We start from the raw sequence: 16420 nt of genomic DNA on the forward strand, positions 1-16420 counted from the left end.
ATGGGTGGTGCGGCGAGCCACGGGGGTTGCTTCGATGTTCTCGCGACGAGATTAGTCCGCGCCCGCAGGGGGGTTCACTGACGCATGAGTTGAGCGTCCATCACGGAGTGAAACCGGGTGTGGACACACCGAAAACCCGACAGCGGCAGGATTAGTGCAGCGTCTCCCCAATCGGGACACAAGGTCACGCCGTCACGTCCCGGATCGGCACAGTCTGCACACTTGGGCAACGTTGTCGAGGACTCGACGCGTGGGGAACGTCACACCTGCGGCGAGGAGTTGGTGCTTACCGGAATTCGGCCGGGCGGCCCGCGCGGAATTCGCTCCTCGGTGTACTTCCCCGGAAATTTGTCCAACACGCCCATGGCGTTTGGCACTCGGCCGGCTCGGGGCCCGGGAGTACCCCCGAGTGAACGGCTACCGCTTTTGCGCCATCAGGTCGCGCAGGAATGTCAGGTCGACCTCTTCCAGGGAGGACACGACGGTGCGCCGTTCGGCCGGGGCGATGGGGGCGATGGAGGGCACGGCGACCACCTGGCAGCCGGCGGCCTCGGCGGCGGCGACGCCCGTGGCGGTGTCCTCGACGACGGCGCAGCGGGCCGGGTCGACGCCGAGTCCGGCGGCGGCGAGCAGGTAGGGGTCGGGGTAGGGCTTGGTGCGCGAGACCTCGTCGCCGGCGATGGAGAGGCCGAAGTGGTGGGGGCCCAGCACGGTCAGCACGCGGTCGATGATGCGCCGGTGGGAGGCGGAGACCAGGGCGGTGGGGATGCCGTGCTCGTGGAGTTCGGCGAGCAGCCGGGCGGCGCCGGGCATCAGCGGCAGGGCCCGCCCGATGCGGGTCTCGAAGCCGTCGTTGAGCAGCACGGAGACTTCGGCGAGGGTGATGGCGGCGCCGGTGGCCTCGATGAGGAAGCCGGCGCTGCGGGTCATGGGGCCGCCGACGACGACGTGCCGCCAGGCCTCGTCGAGGACGTGGCCGAGGGCGGCGAAGACCTCGACCTCGACGTCCCACCAGAAGCCCTCGGTGTCCACCAGGGTGCCGTCCATGTCGAGGAGTACCGCCTGCAGGGCGGAGCCTTCGGCCGTACGGGTTCCGAGCGCTGGGACAGTGCTGGTCATCCGTGCGCACCTCCTTCAGGGACGACCAGGCCGGTTCCCATGCGGGGAACCGGCCTGCGGTGGACCGACCAGTGTACGTCTCCGATGCCCGGAGCGCCTCGTTTATCCGTCCCGGTCCGGGGTACCTCCTGAAACACCCCCGTGCAGGCCAGGAGGCACTTCGGTGTTCCCGGACGCGGGGGCCGACGGGTGCCTCAGCGGGCGTTGAAGTACTTGGCCTCCGGGTGGTGGATCACGATCGCGTCGGTGGACTGCTCGGGGTGGAGCTGGAACTCCTCGGAGAGCTGGACCCCGATCCGCTCGGGCCGCAGCAGCTCGGCGATCTTGGCGCGGTCCTCCAGGTCGGGGCAGGCGCCGTAGCCGAGGGAGAAGCGGGCGCCCCGGTACTTCAGGGCGAACATGTCCTCCATGGCGGCGGGGTCCTCGCCGCCGAAGCCGAGTTCGGCGCGGACCCGGGCGTGCCAGTACTCGGCGAGGGCCTCGGCCAGCTGAACGGACAGTCCGTGCAGTTCGAGGTAGTCGCGGTAGGCGTTGGACTCGAAGAGTTTCGCGGTCTGCTCGCCGATCCGGGAGCCGACGGTGACGACCTGGAACCCGACGACGTCGGTCTCGCCGGACTCCTCCGGGCGGAAGAAGTCGGCGAGGCACAGGCGGCGGCCGCGGCGCTGGCGGGGGAAGGTGAACCGGGTGCGTTCGTTGCCGCGCTCGTCCAGGATGATCAGGTCGTCGTCCTTGGAGACGCACGGGAAGTAGCCGTAGACGACGGCCGCCTCCAGCAGGTTCTCCGTCTGGAGTTGGTCCAGCAGGCCACGCAGGCGGGGGCGGCCCTCGGTCTCCGCCAGTTCCTCATAGGTCGGGCCGTCGCCGGCGCGGGCCTGCTTCAGGCCCCACTGGCCCTTGAACAGCGCGCCCTCGTCCAGCCAGCTCGCGTACTCCTTGAGCTGGATGCCCTTGATGACGCGGGTGTCCCAGAACGGCGGGGCGGGCACCGGGTTGTCGGTGGCGACGTCGGAGCGGACGTGCCCCGCCTCCGGGCGCTCCTCGATCTCCACGGCGGCCGTGGCGCGGACCCGGCGCTGCCGCAGCTCGGGCAGCTTGGCGCCGGGCACGCCCCGCTTGACGCCGATGAGGGCGTCCATCAGGCGCAGGCCCTCGAAGGCGTCGCGGGCGTAGCGGACCTCGCCGTCGTAGATCTCGTGCAGGTCCTGCTCGACGTAGGCGCGGGTGAGGGCGGCGCCGCCGAGGATGACCGGGAATCGGGTGCCGAGGCCGCGCTGGTTCAGCTCCTCCAGGTTCTCCTTCATGATCACGGTGGACTTCACCAGGAGGCCGGACATGCCGATGACGTCGGCGCGGTGTTCCTCGGCGGCGTCCAGGATCGCGGAGACGGGCTGCTTGATGCCGAGGTTGACGACGTTGTAGCCGTTGTTGGACAGGATGATGTCGACGAGGTTCTTGCCGATGTCGTGGACGTCGCCGCGCACGGTGGCCAGCACGATGGTGCCCTTGCCCTCGGCGTCGGACTTCTCCATGTGCGGTTCGAGGTGGGCGACGGCCGTCTTCATGACCTCGGCGGACTGGAGCACGAACGGCAGCTGCATCTGGCCGGAGCCGAACAGTTCGCCGACGACCTTCATGCCGTCCAGCAGGGTCTCGTTGACGATGTCCAGGGCGGGCCGGTCCTGGAGGGCCTCGTCGAGGTCGGCCTCCAGGCCGTTGCGCTCGCCGTCGATGATGCGCCGCTTGAGCCGCTCCTCGAGGGGCAGCGCGGCCAGTTCCTCGGCCTTGCCGGCCTTCAGGGACTTGGCGGTGGCGCCCTCGAAGAGCTGCATCAGCTTCTGCAGCGGGTCGTAGCCCTCGGCGCGGCGGTCGTGGATGAGGTCGAGGGCGGTCCGCACCTCTTCGTCGCTGAACCGGGCGATCGGGAGGATCTTGGAGGCGTGCACGATCGCCGAGTCCAGGCCCGCCTTGACGCACTCGTCGAGGAAGACGGAGTTCAGCAGGATGCGGGCGGCCGGGTTCAGGCCGAAGGAGATGTTGGACAGGCCGAGGGTGGTCTGGACGGCCGGGTGGCGGCGCTTGAGCTCGCGGATGGCCTCGATGGTGGCGACGCCGTCCTTGCGGGACTCCTCCTGGCCGGTGCAGATGGTGAAGGTCAGGGTGTCGATGAGGATGTCCTCCTCACGGATGCCCCAGTTCCCGGTCAGGTCGTCGATGAGCCGTTCGGCGATCTCGACCTTCTTCTCCGGGGTGCGGGCCTGGCCCTCCTCGTCGATGGTGAGCGCGATCAGCGCGGCGCCGTGCTCCCGGGCCAGCGCGGTGACCTTCGCGAAGCGGGAGTCGGGGCCGGCGCCGTCCTCGTAGTTCACGGAGTTGATCACGGCGCGGCCGCCGAGCTTCTCCAGGCCCGCCTCGATGACGTCGACCTCTGTGGAGTCGAGGACGATCGGCAGGGTGGAGGCGGTGGCGAAGCGGCCGGCGAGTTCCTCCATGTCGGCGACGCCGTCGCGGCCGACGTAGTCCACGCACAGGTCGAGCATGTGGGCGCCCTCGCGGATCTGGTCGCGGGCCATCACCACGCAGTCGTCCCAGCGGCCCTCGAGCATGGCCTCGCGGAACTTCTTGGATCCGTTGGCGTTGGTGCGCTCGCCGATGGCGAGGTAGGAGGTGTCCTGGCGGAAGGGCACGCTCTGGTAGAGGGAGGCGGCGCCGGCCTCGGGGCGCGGGTCGCGGCTGCGCGGGGTGAGGCCCTCGACGCGTTCGACGACCTGGCGCAGGTGCTCGGGGGTGGTGCCGCAGCAGCCGCCGACGAGGGAGAGGCCGTACTCGCGGACGAAGGTCTCCTGGGCGTCGGCCAGCTCGGGCGCGCTCAGCGGGTAGTGGGCGCCGTCCTTGCCGAGCACCGGCAGACCCGCGTTGGGCATGCAGGACAGCGGGATCCGGGCGTTGCGGGCGAGGTGGCGCAGGTGCTCGCTCATCTCGGCCGGGCCGGTGGCGCAGTTCAGGCCGATCATGTCGATGCCGAGCGGTTCGAGCGCGGTGAGGGCGGCGCCGATCTCGGAGCCGAGCAGCATGGTGCCGGTGGTCTCGACGGTCACGGACACGATGACCGGCAGGTCCAGGCCGAGGGCGGCGAGGCCGCGGCGGGCGCCGAGCACGGCGGCCTTGGTCTGCAGGAGGTCCTGGGTGGTCTCCACGAGCAGCGCGTCGGCGCCGCCGGCGACCAGGCCCTCGGCGTTGCGCTGGTAGGCGTCGCGCAGGGTGGTGTAGGGGGCGTGGCCGAGGGTGGGCAGCTTGGTGCCGGGGCCCATGGAGCCGAGGACCCAGCGGGGCCGGCCGTCCTTGGCGGTGAACTCGTCGGCGACCTCGCGGGCGACGCGGGCGCCGGCCTCGGACAGTTCGTGCACGCGCTCGGGGATGTCGTACTCGCCGAGGGCGGAGTGGTTGGCCCCGAAGGTGTTGGTCTCGACGCAGTCGACGCCCACGGCGAAGTACGCCTCGTGGACGGAGCGGACGATGTCGGGGCGGGTGAGGTTGAGAATCTCGTTGCAGCCCTCGAGCTGCTGGAAGTCCTCGAGCGTCGGCTCCTGGGCCTGGAGCATCGTGCCCATCGCTCCGTCGGCGACCACCACACGGGTGGCGAGTGCCTCTCGGAGCGCGGACACACGGGTCCGGCTGTCGGCGGAAGGGGTCGTTGGCAACGAGGCCATGAAGGGGCTCCCTGGGATGCGACGGCTGTCGGCTATGCGCCTTCCCCGGCGGGAACCGGGGCAGGGCACGGCGTCAGGGTAACCGGGAGTGGGCTTGGATGGGCACCGGCGTCCACGAGGCGGACGCGGGTCGTGCCGGTTGGCCGGATCTCCACCGGTGTGCCGCACGGGATGTAACAGCTGTCGTCCGAACCATTGGCGGGAGGTCGACATGGACCGGTAGTGTTCGACATTGCCGAACAGGGTGTTGCACGCTGTTCGGCATTGGTCGAAGAGGGCGGAGGCAGGACGGCGATGGCACGGAACATCCAGTCGCTCGAACGGGCGGCGGCGATGCTGCGGCTGCTCGCGGGCGGTGAGCGGCGGCTCGGCCTCTCGGACATCGCCTCGTCACTGGGCCTCGCCAAGGGCACCGCCCACGGCATCCTGCGGACCCTGCAGCAGGAGGGGTTCGTCGAGCAGGACGGCGCCTCCGGCCGCTATCAGCTGGGCGCCGAGCTGCTGCGCCTGGGCACCACCTATCTGGACGTGCACGAGCTGCGGGCGCGGGCCCTGGTGTGGACCGACGACCTGGCCCGCTCCAGCGGGGAGAGCGTGTATCTGGGCGTCCTGCACCAGCAGGGCGTCCTGATCGTGCACCACGTCTTCCGGCCGGACGACAGCCGGCAGGTGCTGGAGATAGGGGCGATGCAGCCGCTGCACTCCACGGCGCTGGGCAAGGTGCTCTCCGCCTACGACCCGGTGGCGCACAGCGAGGCCATGGAGGCCGACCGCAAGCCGTTCACGGACCGCACGGTGTGCGAGCCGGCGGACTTCGAGCACCTGCTGGACCTCACGCGGGCGCGTGGCTACGCGGCGGACGTGGAGGAGACCTGGGAGGGCGTTGCGTCGATCGCCGCGCCGGTCCACGACGGGCGCCGGATGCCGGTGGGCGCGGTCGGCATCGCGGGCGCGGTGGAGCGGCTGTGCCGCGACGGCGAGGTGCGCCCCGAGCTGATCGCCGCGGTACGGGACTGCGCCCGCGCGGTGTCGCGGGACCTGGGCGCGGGGCGTTTCTGACCGGCGGCGATCCGCTGCCGGGCGACGGCCGGACACGGCCGGTCGCGACCTACTGACCGGGCGAGGACCGGGACGCGAGGCGGCGTCCCGGTTCTCGCCATACCCTGAAATGGACATATCGGGCGAGCAGGTATGTCAGTGCAGGAAGAGCGATAACCGGCAGCGATCAATAACGATCCTGTTTTCGATAACAGAACCCTTGACGCATGCGTGACGCCGAAGCAAGACTCCCGTCCACCGGTCGACATTGTCGAACACCTAACGGCAATACGCGCTAGAGTGTGACAACGCCAAGGGCCGGCATCGCTCTCACCCCCGAGGGCGCCAGAACCCCCGGAGGGACCCGGGGTTCGGTTTCCCTGGACGAAGGACAAAGGAGTCGCGGGTGTCCAGCTCCGACATCTTCATCGGCGAGACCATCGGTACCGCCATACTCATCCTGCTCGGCGGCGGCGTGTGCGCCGCCGTGACCCTGAAGGCCTCCAAGGCCCGTAACGCCGGCTGGCTCGCCATCACCTTCGGGTGGGGTTTCGCCGTACTGACGGCCGTCTACACCTCGGCGCCGCTCTCCGGCGCCCATCTGAACCCGGCCGTGACGCTCGCGCTCGCGATCAAGGACAAGGACTTCAGCAACCTGCCCGTGTACTGGGGCGGTCAGCTGCTCGGCGCCATGATCGGCGCGGCCCTCGTCTGGGCGGCCTACTACGGCCAGTTCCACGCGCACCTCACCGACAAGGAGATCGTCGGCGGTCCTGGGGCGCAGGCCACGACGGCCAAGGCCGTCGAGGCCCAGGAGAAGGGCGCCGGCCCGGTCCTGGGCGTCTTCTCCACCGGTCCGGAGATCCGGAACGCGGTGCAGAACCTCCTCACGGAGATCATCGGCACGATCGTGCTGGTGCTCGCCGTCCTCACGCAGGGCCTGAACGACAAGGGCAACGGCCTGGGCACCCTGGGCGCCCTGATCACCGCGCTCGTGGTCGTCTCCATCGGCCTCTCCCTCGGCGGCCCCACGGGCTACGCGATCAACCCGGCGCGTGACCTCGGCCCCCGCATCGTCCACGCCCTGCTGCCCCTGCCCAACAAGGGCGGTTCCGACTGGAGCTACGCCTGGGTCCCGGTGGTCGGTCCGCTGATCGGCGGCGCGATCGCCGCAGGCATCTACAACGTCGCCTTCGTCTAGGAAGCACCCAGCCTCCGCGGACGCGCCGTACGTAAAGCCCCATCACCACGGATCTTTCAGGAGCACACAGTGACCGACGCCCACACCGCAGGCCCGTTCATCGCCGCGATCGACCAGGGCACCACCTCCTCGCGCTGCATCGTCTTCGACAAGGACGGCCGGATCGTCTCCGTCGACCAGAAGGAGCACGAGCAGATCTTCCCGAAGCCGGGCTGGGTCGAGCACAACGCCAACGAGATCTGGACCAACGTCCAGGAAGTCGTCGCCGGGGCCGTCGAGAAGGCCGGCATCACCCGTGACGACATCAAGGCCATCGGTATCACCAACCAGCGCGAGACCACCGTGCTGTGGGACAAGAACACCGGTGAGCCCGTCCACAACGCCATCGTCTGGCAGGACACCCGCACCGACGCCCTCTGCCGGGAGCTGGGCCGCAACGTCGGCCAGGACCGCTTCCGGCGCGAGACCGGCCTGCCGCTGGCCGCCTACTTCGCCGGGCCCAAGGCGCGCTGGCTGCTCGACAACGTCGAAGGCCTCCAGGAGCGGGCCGAGGCCGGCGACATCCTCTTCGGCACCATGGACAGCTGGGTCATCTGGAACCTGACCGGCGGCGTCAACGGCGGCAAGCACGTCACCGACGTCACCAACGCCTCCCGCACCCTTCTCATGAACCTGCACACCATGCGGTGGGACGAGAAGATCGCCGAGTCCATCGGCGTCCCGCTGGCGATGCTGCCCGAGATCCGCCCCTCCGCCGAGGTCTACGGCGAGGTCACCGGCGGCAAGCTCGGCGACCTGCTCGGCGGCATCCCGGTCGCCTCGGCGCTCGGCGACCAGCAGGCGGCCCTGTTCGGCCAGACCTGCTTCTCCGAGGGCGAGACCAAGTCCACCTACGGCACCGGCACCTTCATGGTGATGAACACCGGTGACAAGATCATCAACTCCTACGCCGGTCTGCTGACCACCGTCGGCTACAAGATCGGCGACCAGCCGACGGTCTACGCCCTCGAGGGCTCGATCGCCGTCACGGGCTCCCTGGTGCAGTGGATGCGCGACCAGATGGGCCTGATCTCCACCGCGGCCGAGATCGAGACGCTCGCGCTCTCGGTCGAGGACAACGGCGGCGCCTACTTCGTACCGGCCTTCTCCGGCCTGTTCGCCCCGCACTGGCGTTCCGACGCCCGCGGTGTGATCGCCGGACTCACCCGGTACGTCACCAAGGCGCACCTCGCCCGCGCGGTCCTGGAGGCCACCGCCTGGCAGACGCGGGAGATCGCCGACGCCATGGTCAAGGACTCCGGCGACGAGCTGGTGACCCTCAAGGTCGACGGCGGCATGACCTCCAACAACCTGCTGATGCAAACCCTCTCGGACGTCCTGGACGCACCCGTCGTGCGCCCGATGGTCGCCGAGACCACCTGCCTCGGCGCCGCCTACGCCGCCGGCCTCGCCGTCGGCTTCTGGTCCAGCACCGACGAACTGCGCGCCAACTGGCGCCGGGCCGCCGAGTGGACCCCCCACATGGACGCGGAGAACCGCGACCGTGAGTACAAGAACTGGCTCAAGGCCGTCGACCGGACCATGGGCTGGATCGAGGACGAGAGCTGAGCTGAGTTCCGACAGCTCTGACGAGGAGTAAGTACCCGACATGACCAGTCAGTCCACCCTGCAGTCCGTGCCTGCCCTGGGAACGCACCCGGCCTCCGGCTCGAACCCGAGCCGAGCCGAGACCAGGGAGCAACTCGCCAAGGCGTCGTACGACCTTCTTGTGATCGGCGGCGGCATCCTGGGCATCTCCACCGCCTGGCACGCCGCGCAGTCCGGACTCAGGGTGGCGCTGGTCGACGCCGGCGACTTCGCCGGTGCCACCTCCTCCGCCTCCTCCAAGCTGCTCCACGGCGGTCTGCGCTACCTGCAGACCGGCGCGGTGAAGCTGGTGGCGGAGAACCACTTCGAGCGCCGTGCGGTGTCCCGCCAGGTGGCCCCCCACCTGGCGAACCCGCTCACCTTCTACCTCCCTGTGTACAAGGGCGGCCCGCACGGCGCGGCGAAGCTCGGCGCGGGCGTCTTCGCCTACTCGGCGCTCTCCGCGTTCGGCGACGGCGTCGGCCACCTGCTCTCCCCCGCCAAGGCGGCGCAGGACGTGCCCGAGCTGCGCACCGACAACCTCAAGGCCGTGGCCGTGTACGGCGACGACCAGATGAACGACGCGCGCATGGCGCTGATGACGGTCCGCGCGGCCGTCGAGGCGGGCGCCGTCGTGCTCAACCACGCCGAGGTCACCGGGCTGCGCTTCACCAAGGGCCGGGTCACCGGCGCCGAGCTCAGGGACCGGATGTCCGGCTCCGAGTTCGGGGTCAACGCCCGCCTGGTGCTGAACGCGACCGGCCCCTGGGTCGACCACCTGCGCCGGATGGAGGACGCGAACGCGGCGCCCTCGATCCGCCTGTCCAAGGGCGCGCACCTGGTGCTGAAGCGCACCGCCCCCTGGAAGGCCGCGCTGGCCACCCCGATCGACAAGTACCGCATCACCTTCGCCCTCCCCTGGGAGGACATGCTGCTGCTCGGCACCACCGACGAGGAGTACGAGGGCGACCCGGCGGACGTCTCGGTCACCGAGAAGGACATAGCCCAGATCCTGGACGAGGCCGCGTTCTCCGTCCGGGACCAGCAGCTCCAGCGCGACCTGATGACGTACGCCTTCGCCGGTCTGCGGGTGCTGCCGGGCGGTCCCGGCGACACCGCCAAGGCCAAGCGCGAGACGGTCGTGACCGAGGGCAAGGCCGGCATGCTGTCCGTCGCGGGCGGCAAGTGGACGACCTTCCGGCACATCGGCCGCACCGTGATGCAGAAGCTGGAGGAGCTGCCGGGCCACCCGCTCGGCGACGACTTCGAGCCGATCTCCTCGCTACCGAAGAAGCTTCCGCTGCCCGGCGTCGCCAACCCGCGTGCGGTCGCCCACCGCCTGCTGGTGGACCACCCGGCGCCCGGCCCGCGGATGGCCGCCGACACGGCCAGGCACCTGGCCACCCACTACGGTTCCCTGGCCTTCGACATCGCCCGGCTGGCGAACGAGCGCCCGGAGCTGGCCGAGCGCGTCCACCCGGACGCCCCGGAGATCTGGGCGCAGGTCGTCTGGGCCCGCGACCACGAGTGGGCCGAGACGCAGGACGACGTGCTGCGCCGCCGCACCACGCTGACCATCCGCGGCCTCGCGACCGACGAGGTCCGCGCCAAGGTCCAGGACGTGCTCGACCGCAAGTAGGCCCGGCCGGCGGCCTGCTCCCCTCCCTGACCGGGGCAGGCCGCCGCTGCCGCGCCGGAACCCGCCGCACCGGGTCCGGAAGGGCGGAAGGGGCGGCTCCACGCCGATGGAGCCGCCCCTTCCGGCTGCCCCTCCCCTCCGCCCCGCTCTGCCCGGAGGTCCGCCGCGGCCGCAACCGGGCATGCCCCGGGCCCCGTTGGGCCGGTCCCGCCGCGGGCCGGGCCGCCGGCGCGGCGGAGCGGTCCGGCGGGGCCGCGCCGGGTGTTCCGGCGTGGCGAACGGGGCAGTGATCCGGGCAGCCCCCGGTCAAGGGGGTCGCGGGCGCTCCCGCCGGACGCCGTAAGGTTGGGTGGTCAGGCGAGAGCACGTCGGAAGGAGGCACTGGGTGATCGAGCTGGAGGGGGTTCCCGAGCTGATCGACCCAGTCATGGTGGCCGCGTTCGAGGGCTGGAACGATGCCGGTGACGCCGCCTCCACGGCGGTCGCGCACCTGGAACGCGAGTGGAAGGGCGAAGTGTTCGCGGCGCTCGACGCCGAGGACTACTACGACTTCCAGGTGAACCGCCCCACGGTGTTCATGGACGGCGGAGTGCGCAAGATCACATGGCCGACGACCAGACTGTCGGTGGTGCGGGTCGGCGGGGAGAAGCCGCGTGACCTGGTGCTGGTCCGGGGCATCGAACCGTCCATGCGCTGGCGGTCGTTCTGCAACGAACTGCTCGGCTTCGCGCACGAGCTGGGTGTGGAGCTGGTGGTCGTCCTGGGCGCCCTGCTCGGCGACACCCCGCACACGCGTCCGGTGCCGGTCAGCGGGGTCACCTCCGACCCCGACCTGGCGCGCCGCATGGACCTGGAGGAGACCAAGTACGAGGGCCCGACGGGCATCGTCGGTGTCCTGCAGGAGGCCTGCACGCACGCGGGCGTGCCGGCGGTGTCGCTGTGGGCGGCGGTGCCGCACTACGTCTCCCAGCCGCCCAACCCCAAGGCCACGCTGGCCCTGCTCAACCGGCTGGAGGACCTGCTGGACCTGCGCATCCCGCAGGGCGAGCTGCCCGAGGACGCGCGCGCCTGGCAGGTGGGCGTGGACCAGCTGGCCGCGGAGGACAGCGAGGTCGCCGAGTACGTGCAGACGCTGGAGGAGGCCCGGGACACCGCCGAGCTGCCGGAGGCGTCCGGCGAGGCGATCGCCCGCGAGTTCGAGCGGTATCTGCGCCGCCGGGACGTCGGCTCGCCGGGCGGGCACGCCACGGCGGACGGCGGCGAGGGCGGCTCGTTCCGGCGGGACACCCCTCGTGACACGCCCGGCGGGCGCACCCGCCCGCCGAGGCCGGCCAGGCCGGAGACGGACACCCCCGGCGGCACCGAGGCCGACGACGAGGACGGCTCCGAGGACTGAGCGAGGACGGCGAAGGGGCGGTACGCGAGTCGCGTACCGCCCCTTCGCCGTCAGGCCGGGACCGTGCCCGGGCCGGGCGGGTGCGTCACAGGGCCACGCCGAGCAGCGCGTCCACGGCCCGGGTGACCATACCGGGGGCGCCGGTGTCGGTGCCGCCCTCCCGCTGCTGCCGCTCGGCCCAGCGGTCGACGGCGGCGAGCGCGGCCGGCGCGTCGAGGTCGTCGGCGAGGGCCGCGCGGATCTCCTCGACGAGCGCGTCGGCGGAGGGGCCGTCGGGCCGGGAGACGGCGGCCCGCCAGCGGCCGAGGCGGTCCTGCGCGTCACGCAGGACCTGGTCGGTCCACTCCCAGTCGGAGCGGTAGTGGTGGGCGAGCAGGGTCAGCCGGATCGCGGCCGGGTCGACGCCGTCGCGGCGCAGCCCGGAGACGAAGACCAGGTTGCCCTTGGACTTCGACATCTTCTCGCCGTGCAGGGCGACCATCCCGGCGTGCACGTACGCCTTGGCCATGGGGAACTCACCGGTGAGCACCTGGGCGTGCGAGGCGCCCATCTCATGGTGCGGGAAGGCCAGGTCGGAGCCGCCGCCCTGGACGTCGAAGCCCATGCCCAGGTGGTCGAGGGCGATCGCCACGCACTCGATGTGCCAGCCCGGGCGGCCGCGGCCGAGGCTGCCGCCGTCCCAGCTCGGCTCTCCCTCGCGGGCGGCCATCCACAGCATCGGGTCCAGCGGGTTCTTCTTGCCCGGCCGGTCCGGGTCGCCGCCGCGCTCGGCGGACAGCAGCCGCATCGCGGCCGCGTCCAGGTTCGAGACCTGCCCGAAGTTCGGGTCGGACTCGACGGAGAAGTAGATGTCGCCGTCGAGCTCGTAGGCCGCGCCGAGCTCACGCAGCCGCTCCACGAGCGGGACGATGCCGGGTATGGCCTCGACGGCACCTATGTAGTGCCGGGGCGGGAGCATCCGGAGGGCGGTCATGTCCTCACGGAAGAGGGCGGTCTCCTTCTCGGCGAGGGCGACCCAGTCGACGCCGTCCCGCTCCGCGCGCTCCAGCAGCGGATCGTCGACGTCGGTGACGTTCTGGACGTAGTGGACCTGCCGCTTGGTGTCGAGCCACACGCGCTGAACGAGGTCGAACGCGTTGTAGGTCGCCGCGTGACCCATGTGGGTCGCGTCGTACGGCGTGATGCCGCAGACGTAGATACGGGCGACGGGACCGGGGTCGAGGGTGACGAGGCCGCCGGTCGCGGTGTCGTGGATCCTCAGGTCGCGGCCCTGACCAGGCAGGGCGGGGACCTCGGAAGCGGGCCAGGCATGCATGTACATGAGCCTAACCGGCCGCGAGCTGCGGATACGAACGGGATCGGCCCGGATGGCCGGTTAGGCGTTCTTGCGGTTCGCGCCGCGATGTGCTTACACGGGCGGCCAGGGGATCGCCGGCCATTCCCCACCCGGCTCCGGGTGGAGCCCGGTCGCGAGCAGCGCGTCGACACGCGCGCGCGTGGCGTCGATCTCGGCCGGGGTGATCAGCGGGGCCAGCCGCCCGGCCAGCCCACCGCCTTCGGCGAGGGACCCGCGCAGCACCCCGAGCACCTCCGCGGCCTCGGCCGTGAGCGGCTCGCCCGCCCAGCCCCACAGCAGGGTGCGCAGCTTGTCCTCGGTGTTGAAGGTGACTCCGTGGTCGATGCCGTAGAGCCGGCCGTCCGCGGTGGGCAGCAGGTGGCCGCCCTTGCGGTCGGCGTTGTTGATCACGGCGTCGAGGACGGCCATGCGGCGCAGCCGCTCGTCGTCGGCGTGGACGAGCAGGGCGGTACGGCCCTCACCGACGTCGGCGAGCCCGATCGCCTTCCAGCCGGGCTCCGGTTCCTCGGCGTCCACCAGGGCGAGCAGCTCCGCCTCGGCGACGACGTCGATCCAGAGCTGGCACATGCCCTCGCCGTACGGGCCGTCGCGCAGCACGGTCGGCGGGACCAGCCCCCAGCCGGTGGCCGCGGAGACCTCGTAGGCGGCCACCTCGCGGCCGGCCAGGGTGCCGTCGGGGAAGTCCCACAGCGGGCGCTCCCCTGCCACCGGCTTGTACACGCAGGACGCTTCCCGGCCGTCCAGGGCGACCGTGCAGAACAGCGCCGCGTTGGACGCCTCGCGGATGCGTCCGCGCACGGACAGCTCACCGCGCTCGAGCAGCTCGGCGGCGCCGTCGTCCGCGGCCGTCACGCTCCGCGGCGGTATCCGTTCTGGCGCGGACATACGTGTCCTTCCGGGTCGAGCGGGAGGCTGCACAGCGGACACGGCGGCCGCCCGGCGTTGACGACGTCCAGGGCGCGCTTGGCGAAGGCCCTGGCCTGCGCGCCGGTCAGCCGGACCCGCAGCATCGGGGGCCCGTTCTCCTCGTCCTGGAGCAGCCGCTCCTCGGCCTCGGCGAGGTCCTCGTCGGTGTCGGCGTCCAGCTCCACCAGGGCCTGTGCCTCCACGATCATGCGCTGTTCGTCGCCGTCCCAGGCCAGGGCCATGGTGCCGACCCGGAACTCCTCCTCGACGGGGGTGTCCAGCGGGCCGGAGTCGGCGACCTCCGTGGGTGCCACGGCGGGGACGGCGGCGCTGCCGCCGCTGCGCCGGACGACCTCGTCCAGCAGCTCGTCCATGCGCTCGGCGAGCGCGGCGACCTGGGTCTTCTCCAGGGCCACGCTGGTCACCCGGGAGCCCGCGACGGCCTGGAGGAAGAACGTACGGCGTCCGGGCAGCCCGACCGTGCCCGCGACGAAGCGGTCCGGCGGGTCGAAGAGGAACACCTGACGGGACACGTCCTGTCTCCATGGGGATTCGGGGATTGCTGCGGTGCGGGCCATTGCGGGTGCTACGGGGTGGACCGCTTCACCCTACTGCGGGCGACGATCACGGTGCGCCCGCACCACCTCCGACCGGTGCGTCGCCCTCTCCGGGTTCCTCGCGCGGGGCGAGCGAAGCGAAGTCCCCGGTGTCGCCGAGGCGCAGGAGGAACGGCCTGAGGCGGGTGTAGCGGATCGCGGTGATGGAACACGGTTCCACGGAGATCCGCTGGAAGAGGTCGAGATGGAGTCCGAGGGCGTCGGCGACGAGCGACTTGATGATGTCGCCGTGCGAGCACATGAGGTAGACGGCGTCGGCGCCGTGGTCGCGCTCCACGCGCGCGTTCCACTCGCGTACGGCCTCGGCGGCACGGGTCTGCATGGCCCGCATGGACTCGCCGCCCGGGAAGGCGGCGGCCGACGCGTGGGCCTGGACGACCTCCATCAGCGGCTCGTCCTTCAGCTCGGCGAGCTTGCGTCCGGACCAGTCGCCGTAGTGGCACTCCCCGATGCGTTCGTCGGTGTGGGCGCGCAGTCCGGGACGGGCGTCGAGCAGCGGGCGTACGGTCTCCTGGCAGCGTTCCAGGGGGCTCGCGACGACCTCTGCGAGCGGCAGCGCCGCGAGCCGTCCGGGCAGCGCGGCCGCCTGCGCGGCGCCGCGCTCGTCGAGGGTGACGCCTGGGGTCCACCCGGCGAGCACGCCCGAGGTGTTGGCGGTCGACCGTCCGTGCCTGACGAGGATCAGCGTGGGCATGCGGCCCAGGGTAAGCGCATCCGCGGATGCACTGGTGAACGGGCGAAGGGAGAATGCGCTCCGTGATCGTGGACTGCGCCGTGTACCGGCACGGGCTCCGTACCGAGGGCCCCGAGGACCTGTCCGACGCGCTGGACGAGGCGCGGGCGGCGGGCGGCTTCGTGTGGATCGGGCTGCACGAACCGTCGGAACGGGAGTTCGACCTGGTCACCCGGGAGTTCGGGCTGCATCCACTGGCGGTCGAGGACGCCCTCAAGGCCCATCAGCGGCCGAAGCTGGAGGTGTACGACGACTCGCTCTTCATGGTGCTCAAGCCGGTGGTGTACGAGCCGAAGGGCGACACCGTCTCGGCCGGCGAGGTCATGGTGTTCGTCGGCGACGGCTTCGTGGTGACGGTCCGGCACGGCGTGGGGGCGCCGCTCGCGGCCGTACGGCGCCGTCTGGAGGAGGACCCGGAGATGCTCGGCACGGGCCCCACCTCGGTGATGTACGCGATCTCCGACGCCGTCGTGGACCACTACCTGGAGGTGGCGACGGAGCTGCAGACCGACTTGGAGGAGCTGGAGGCGGAGGTGTTCGAGCCGGTGAACGGCGGTTCGCGGCACACCGCGTCGCGGATCTACGCCTTCAAGCGGCAGGTCCTGGAGTTCCGCAGGGCGACCGGGCCGCTCGCGGTGCCGCTGACCCGGCTGGCCGGCACCGGACCGCTCGGCGGCGGCGGCGGTGTGCGGTTCGTGGACGACAAGGCGCGGCCGTTCTTCCGGGACGTGAGCGACCACCTCACGCGCGTGAACGAGTCCGTCGAGAGCCTGGACCGGCTGGTGTCGGACATCCTGTCGGCGCACCTGGCACAGACGAGCGTGCGGCAGAACGACGACATGCGGAAGATCTCCGCCTGGGCGGCGATGGCCGCGGTGCCGACGATGATCGCGGGCGTTTACGGCATGAACTTCGACCACATGCCCGAACTGCACTGGCTGTGGTCGTATCCGGTGGTGGTCGTGGTGATGGCCGGGCTGGAGGTCCTGCTGTACCGGCAGTTCAAGCGGCGCGGCTGGCTGTGAGCGGGCAGCCGTCGGAGGGCCGGGAGCGGGCCGTCCGCATGAAGGAGCGCCGG

Annotated in this window: 12 protein-coding genes; 6 read left to right on the forward strand and 6 right to left on the reverse strand. The window is 71.4% G+C overall.

Going from position 1 to position 16420, the window contains the following annotated elements:
* Positions 1-417: 417 nt before the first annotated feature.
* Positions 418-1119: an HAD family phosphatase gene (locus tag ABZ478_RS10530; protein ID WP_359547221.1), complete on the reverse strand. Its 702-nt coding sequence runs from the start codon at positions 1117-1119 to the stop codon at positions 418-420.
* A 194-nt stretch (positions 1120-1313) separates the two neighbouring features.
* Entirely contained in the window at positions 1314-4829 is a 3516-nt protein-coding gene (gene metH, locus ABZ478_RS10535) for a methionine synthase (RefSeq protein WP_359547222.1), read from the reverse strand.
* 294 nt (positions 4830-5123) lie between these two features.
* On the opposite strand from metH, the gene ABZ478_RS10540 reads away from it, so the two are divergent.
* The 5 genes from ABZ478_RS10540 (at position 5124) to ABZ478_RS10560 (ending at position 11729) form a co-directional block, all read left to right on the forward strand.
* The gene (locus ABZ478_RS10540; protein ID WP_359547225.1) at positions 5124-5888 is read left to right on the forward strand and encodes an IclR family transcriptional regulator; all 765 of its coding nucleotides are present in this window, start codon (positions 5124-5126) and stop codon (positions 5886-5888) included.
* A gap of 385 nt (positions 5889-6273) precedes the next feature.
* Positions 6274-7068, forward strand: coding sequence for an MIP/aquaporin family protein (locus tag ABZ478_RS10545; RefSeq protein ID WP_351664139.1), 795 nt, complete (start codon positions 6274-6276; stop codon positions 7066-7068).
* 69 nt (positions 7069-7137) lie between these two features.
* A complete protein-coding gene (glpK, locus tag ABZ478_RS10550) occupies positions 7138-8676 on the forward strand; it encodes a glycerol kinase GlpK (RefSeq protein WP_359547228.1) in 1539 nt (512 codons plus the stop codon).
* A gap of 40 nt (positions 8677-8716) precedes the next feature.
* Entirely contained in the window at positions 8717-10333 is a 1617-nt protein-coding gene (locus tag ABZ478_RS10555; RefSeq protein WP_359547231.1) for a glycerol-3-phosphate dehydrogenase/oxidase, read from the forward strand.
* Positions 10334-10718: 385 nt separating this feature from the next.
* Complete coding sequence (locus ABZ478_RS10560; protein WP_359547234.1) at positions 10719-11729, forward strand: PAC2 family protein; 1011 nt, start codon at positions 10719-10721, stop codon at positions 11727-11729.
* A gap of 85 nt (positions 11730-11814) precedes the next feature.
* Here the strand turns inward: ABZ478_RS10560 and mshC are convergent, their stop codons facing one another.
* The 4 genes from mshC to ABZ478_RS10580 form a co-directional block, all read right to left on the reverse strand.
* Complete coding sequence (gene mshC / locus ABZ478_RS10565; protein ID WP_359547237.1) at positions 11815-13044, reverse strand: cysteine--1-D-myo-inosityl 2-amino-2-deoxy-alpha-D-glucopyranoside ligase; 1230 nt, start codon at positions 13042-13044, stop codon at positions 11815-11817.
* Between the two features lie 93 nt (positions 13045-13137).
* Complete coding sequence (locus ABZ478_RS10570) at positions 13138-13971, reverse strand: SCO1664 family protein (protein WP_359547239.1); 834 nt, start codon at positions 13969-13971, stop codon at positions 13138-13140.
* Positions 13935-14525, reverse strand: coding sequence for a DUF3090 domain-containing protein (locus tag ABZ478_RS10575; RefSeq protein WP_359547241.1), 591 nt, complete (start codon positions 14523-14525; stop codon positions 13935-13937). The genes ABZ478_RS10570 and ABZ478_RS10575 overlap by 37 nt, the downstream gene beginning before the upstream one ends.
* Before the next feature lie 91 nt (positions 14526-14616).
* Entirely contained in the window at positions 14617-15303 is a 687-nt protein-coding gene (locus ABZ478_RS10580; protein ID WP_359547243.1) for a histidine phosphatase family protein, read from the reverse strand.
* A gap of 62 nt (positions 15304-15365) precedes the next feature.
* Here ABZ478_RS10580 and ABZ478_RS10585 point away from each other — a divergent pair, with 62 nt between their 5' ends.
* Positions 15366-16367, forward strand: coding sequence for a magnesium and cobalt transport protein CorA (locus ABZ478_RS10585; protein WP_359547523.1), 1002 nt, complete (start codon positions 15366-15368; stop codon positions 16365-16367).
* Positions 16368-16420 lie beyond the last annotated feature (53 nt).

This window comes from Streptomyces sp. NPDC005706 (assembly GCF_040631045.1).
Taxonomy (GTDB): domain Bacteria; phylum Actinomycetota; class Actinomycetes; order Streptomycetales; family Streptomycetaceae; genus Streptomyces.

What these genes read in the sequence shown, in the direction of transcription:
- metH (WP_359547222.1), bottom strand. Translation starts at nt 4,829, where the DNA reads ATGGCCTCGTTGCCAACGACCCCTTCCGCCGACAGCCGGACCCGTGTG.
- mshC (WP_359547237.1), bottom strand. Translation starts at nt 13,044, where the DNA reads ATGCATGCCTGGCCCGCTTCCGAGGTCCCCGCCCTGCCTGGTCAGGGC.
- ABZ478_RS10530 (WP_359547221.1), bottom strand. Translation starts at nt 1,119, where the DNA reads ATGACCAGCACTGTCCCAGCGCTCGGAACCCGTACGGCCGAAGGCTCC.
- ABZ478_RS10580 (WP_359547243.1), bottom strand. Translation starts at nt 15,303, where the DNA reads ATGCCCACGCTGATCCTCGTCAGGCACGGACGGTCGACCGCCAACACC.
- ABZ478_RS10555 (WP_359547231.1), top strand. Translation starts at nt 8,717, where the DNA reads ATGACCAGTCAGTCCACCCTGCAGTCCGTGCCTGCCCTGGGAACGCAC.
- ABZ478_RS10540 (WP_359547225.1), top strand. Translation starts at nt 5,124, where the DNA reads ATGGCACGGAACATCCAGTCGCTCGAACGGGCGGCGGCGATGCTGCGG.
- ABZ478_RS10570 (WP_359547239.1), bottom strand. Translation starts at nt 13,971, where the DNA reads ATGTCCGCGCCAGAACGGATACCGCCGCGGAGCGTGACGGCCGCGGAC.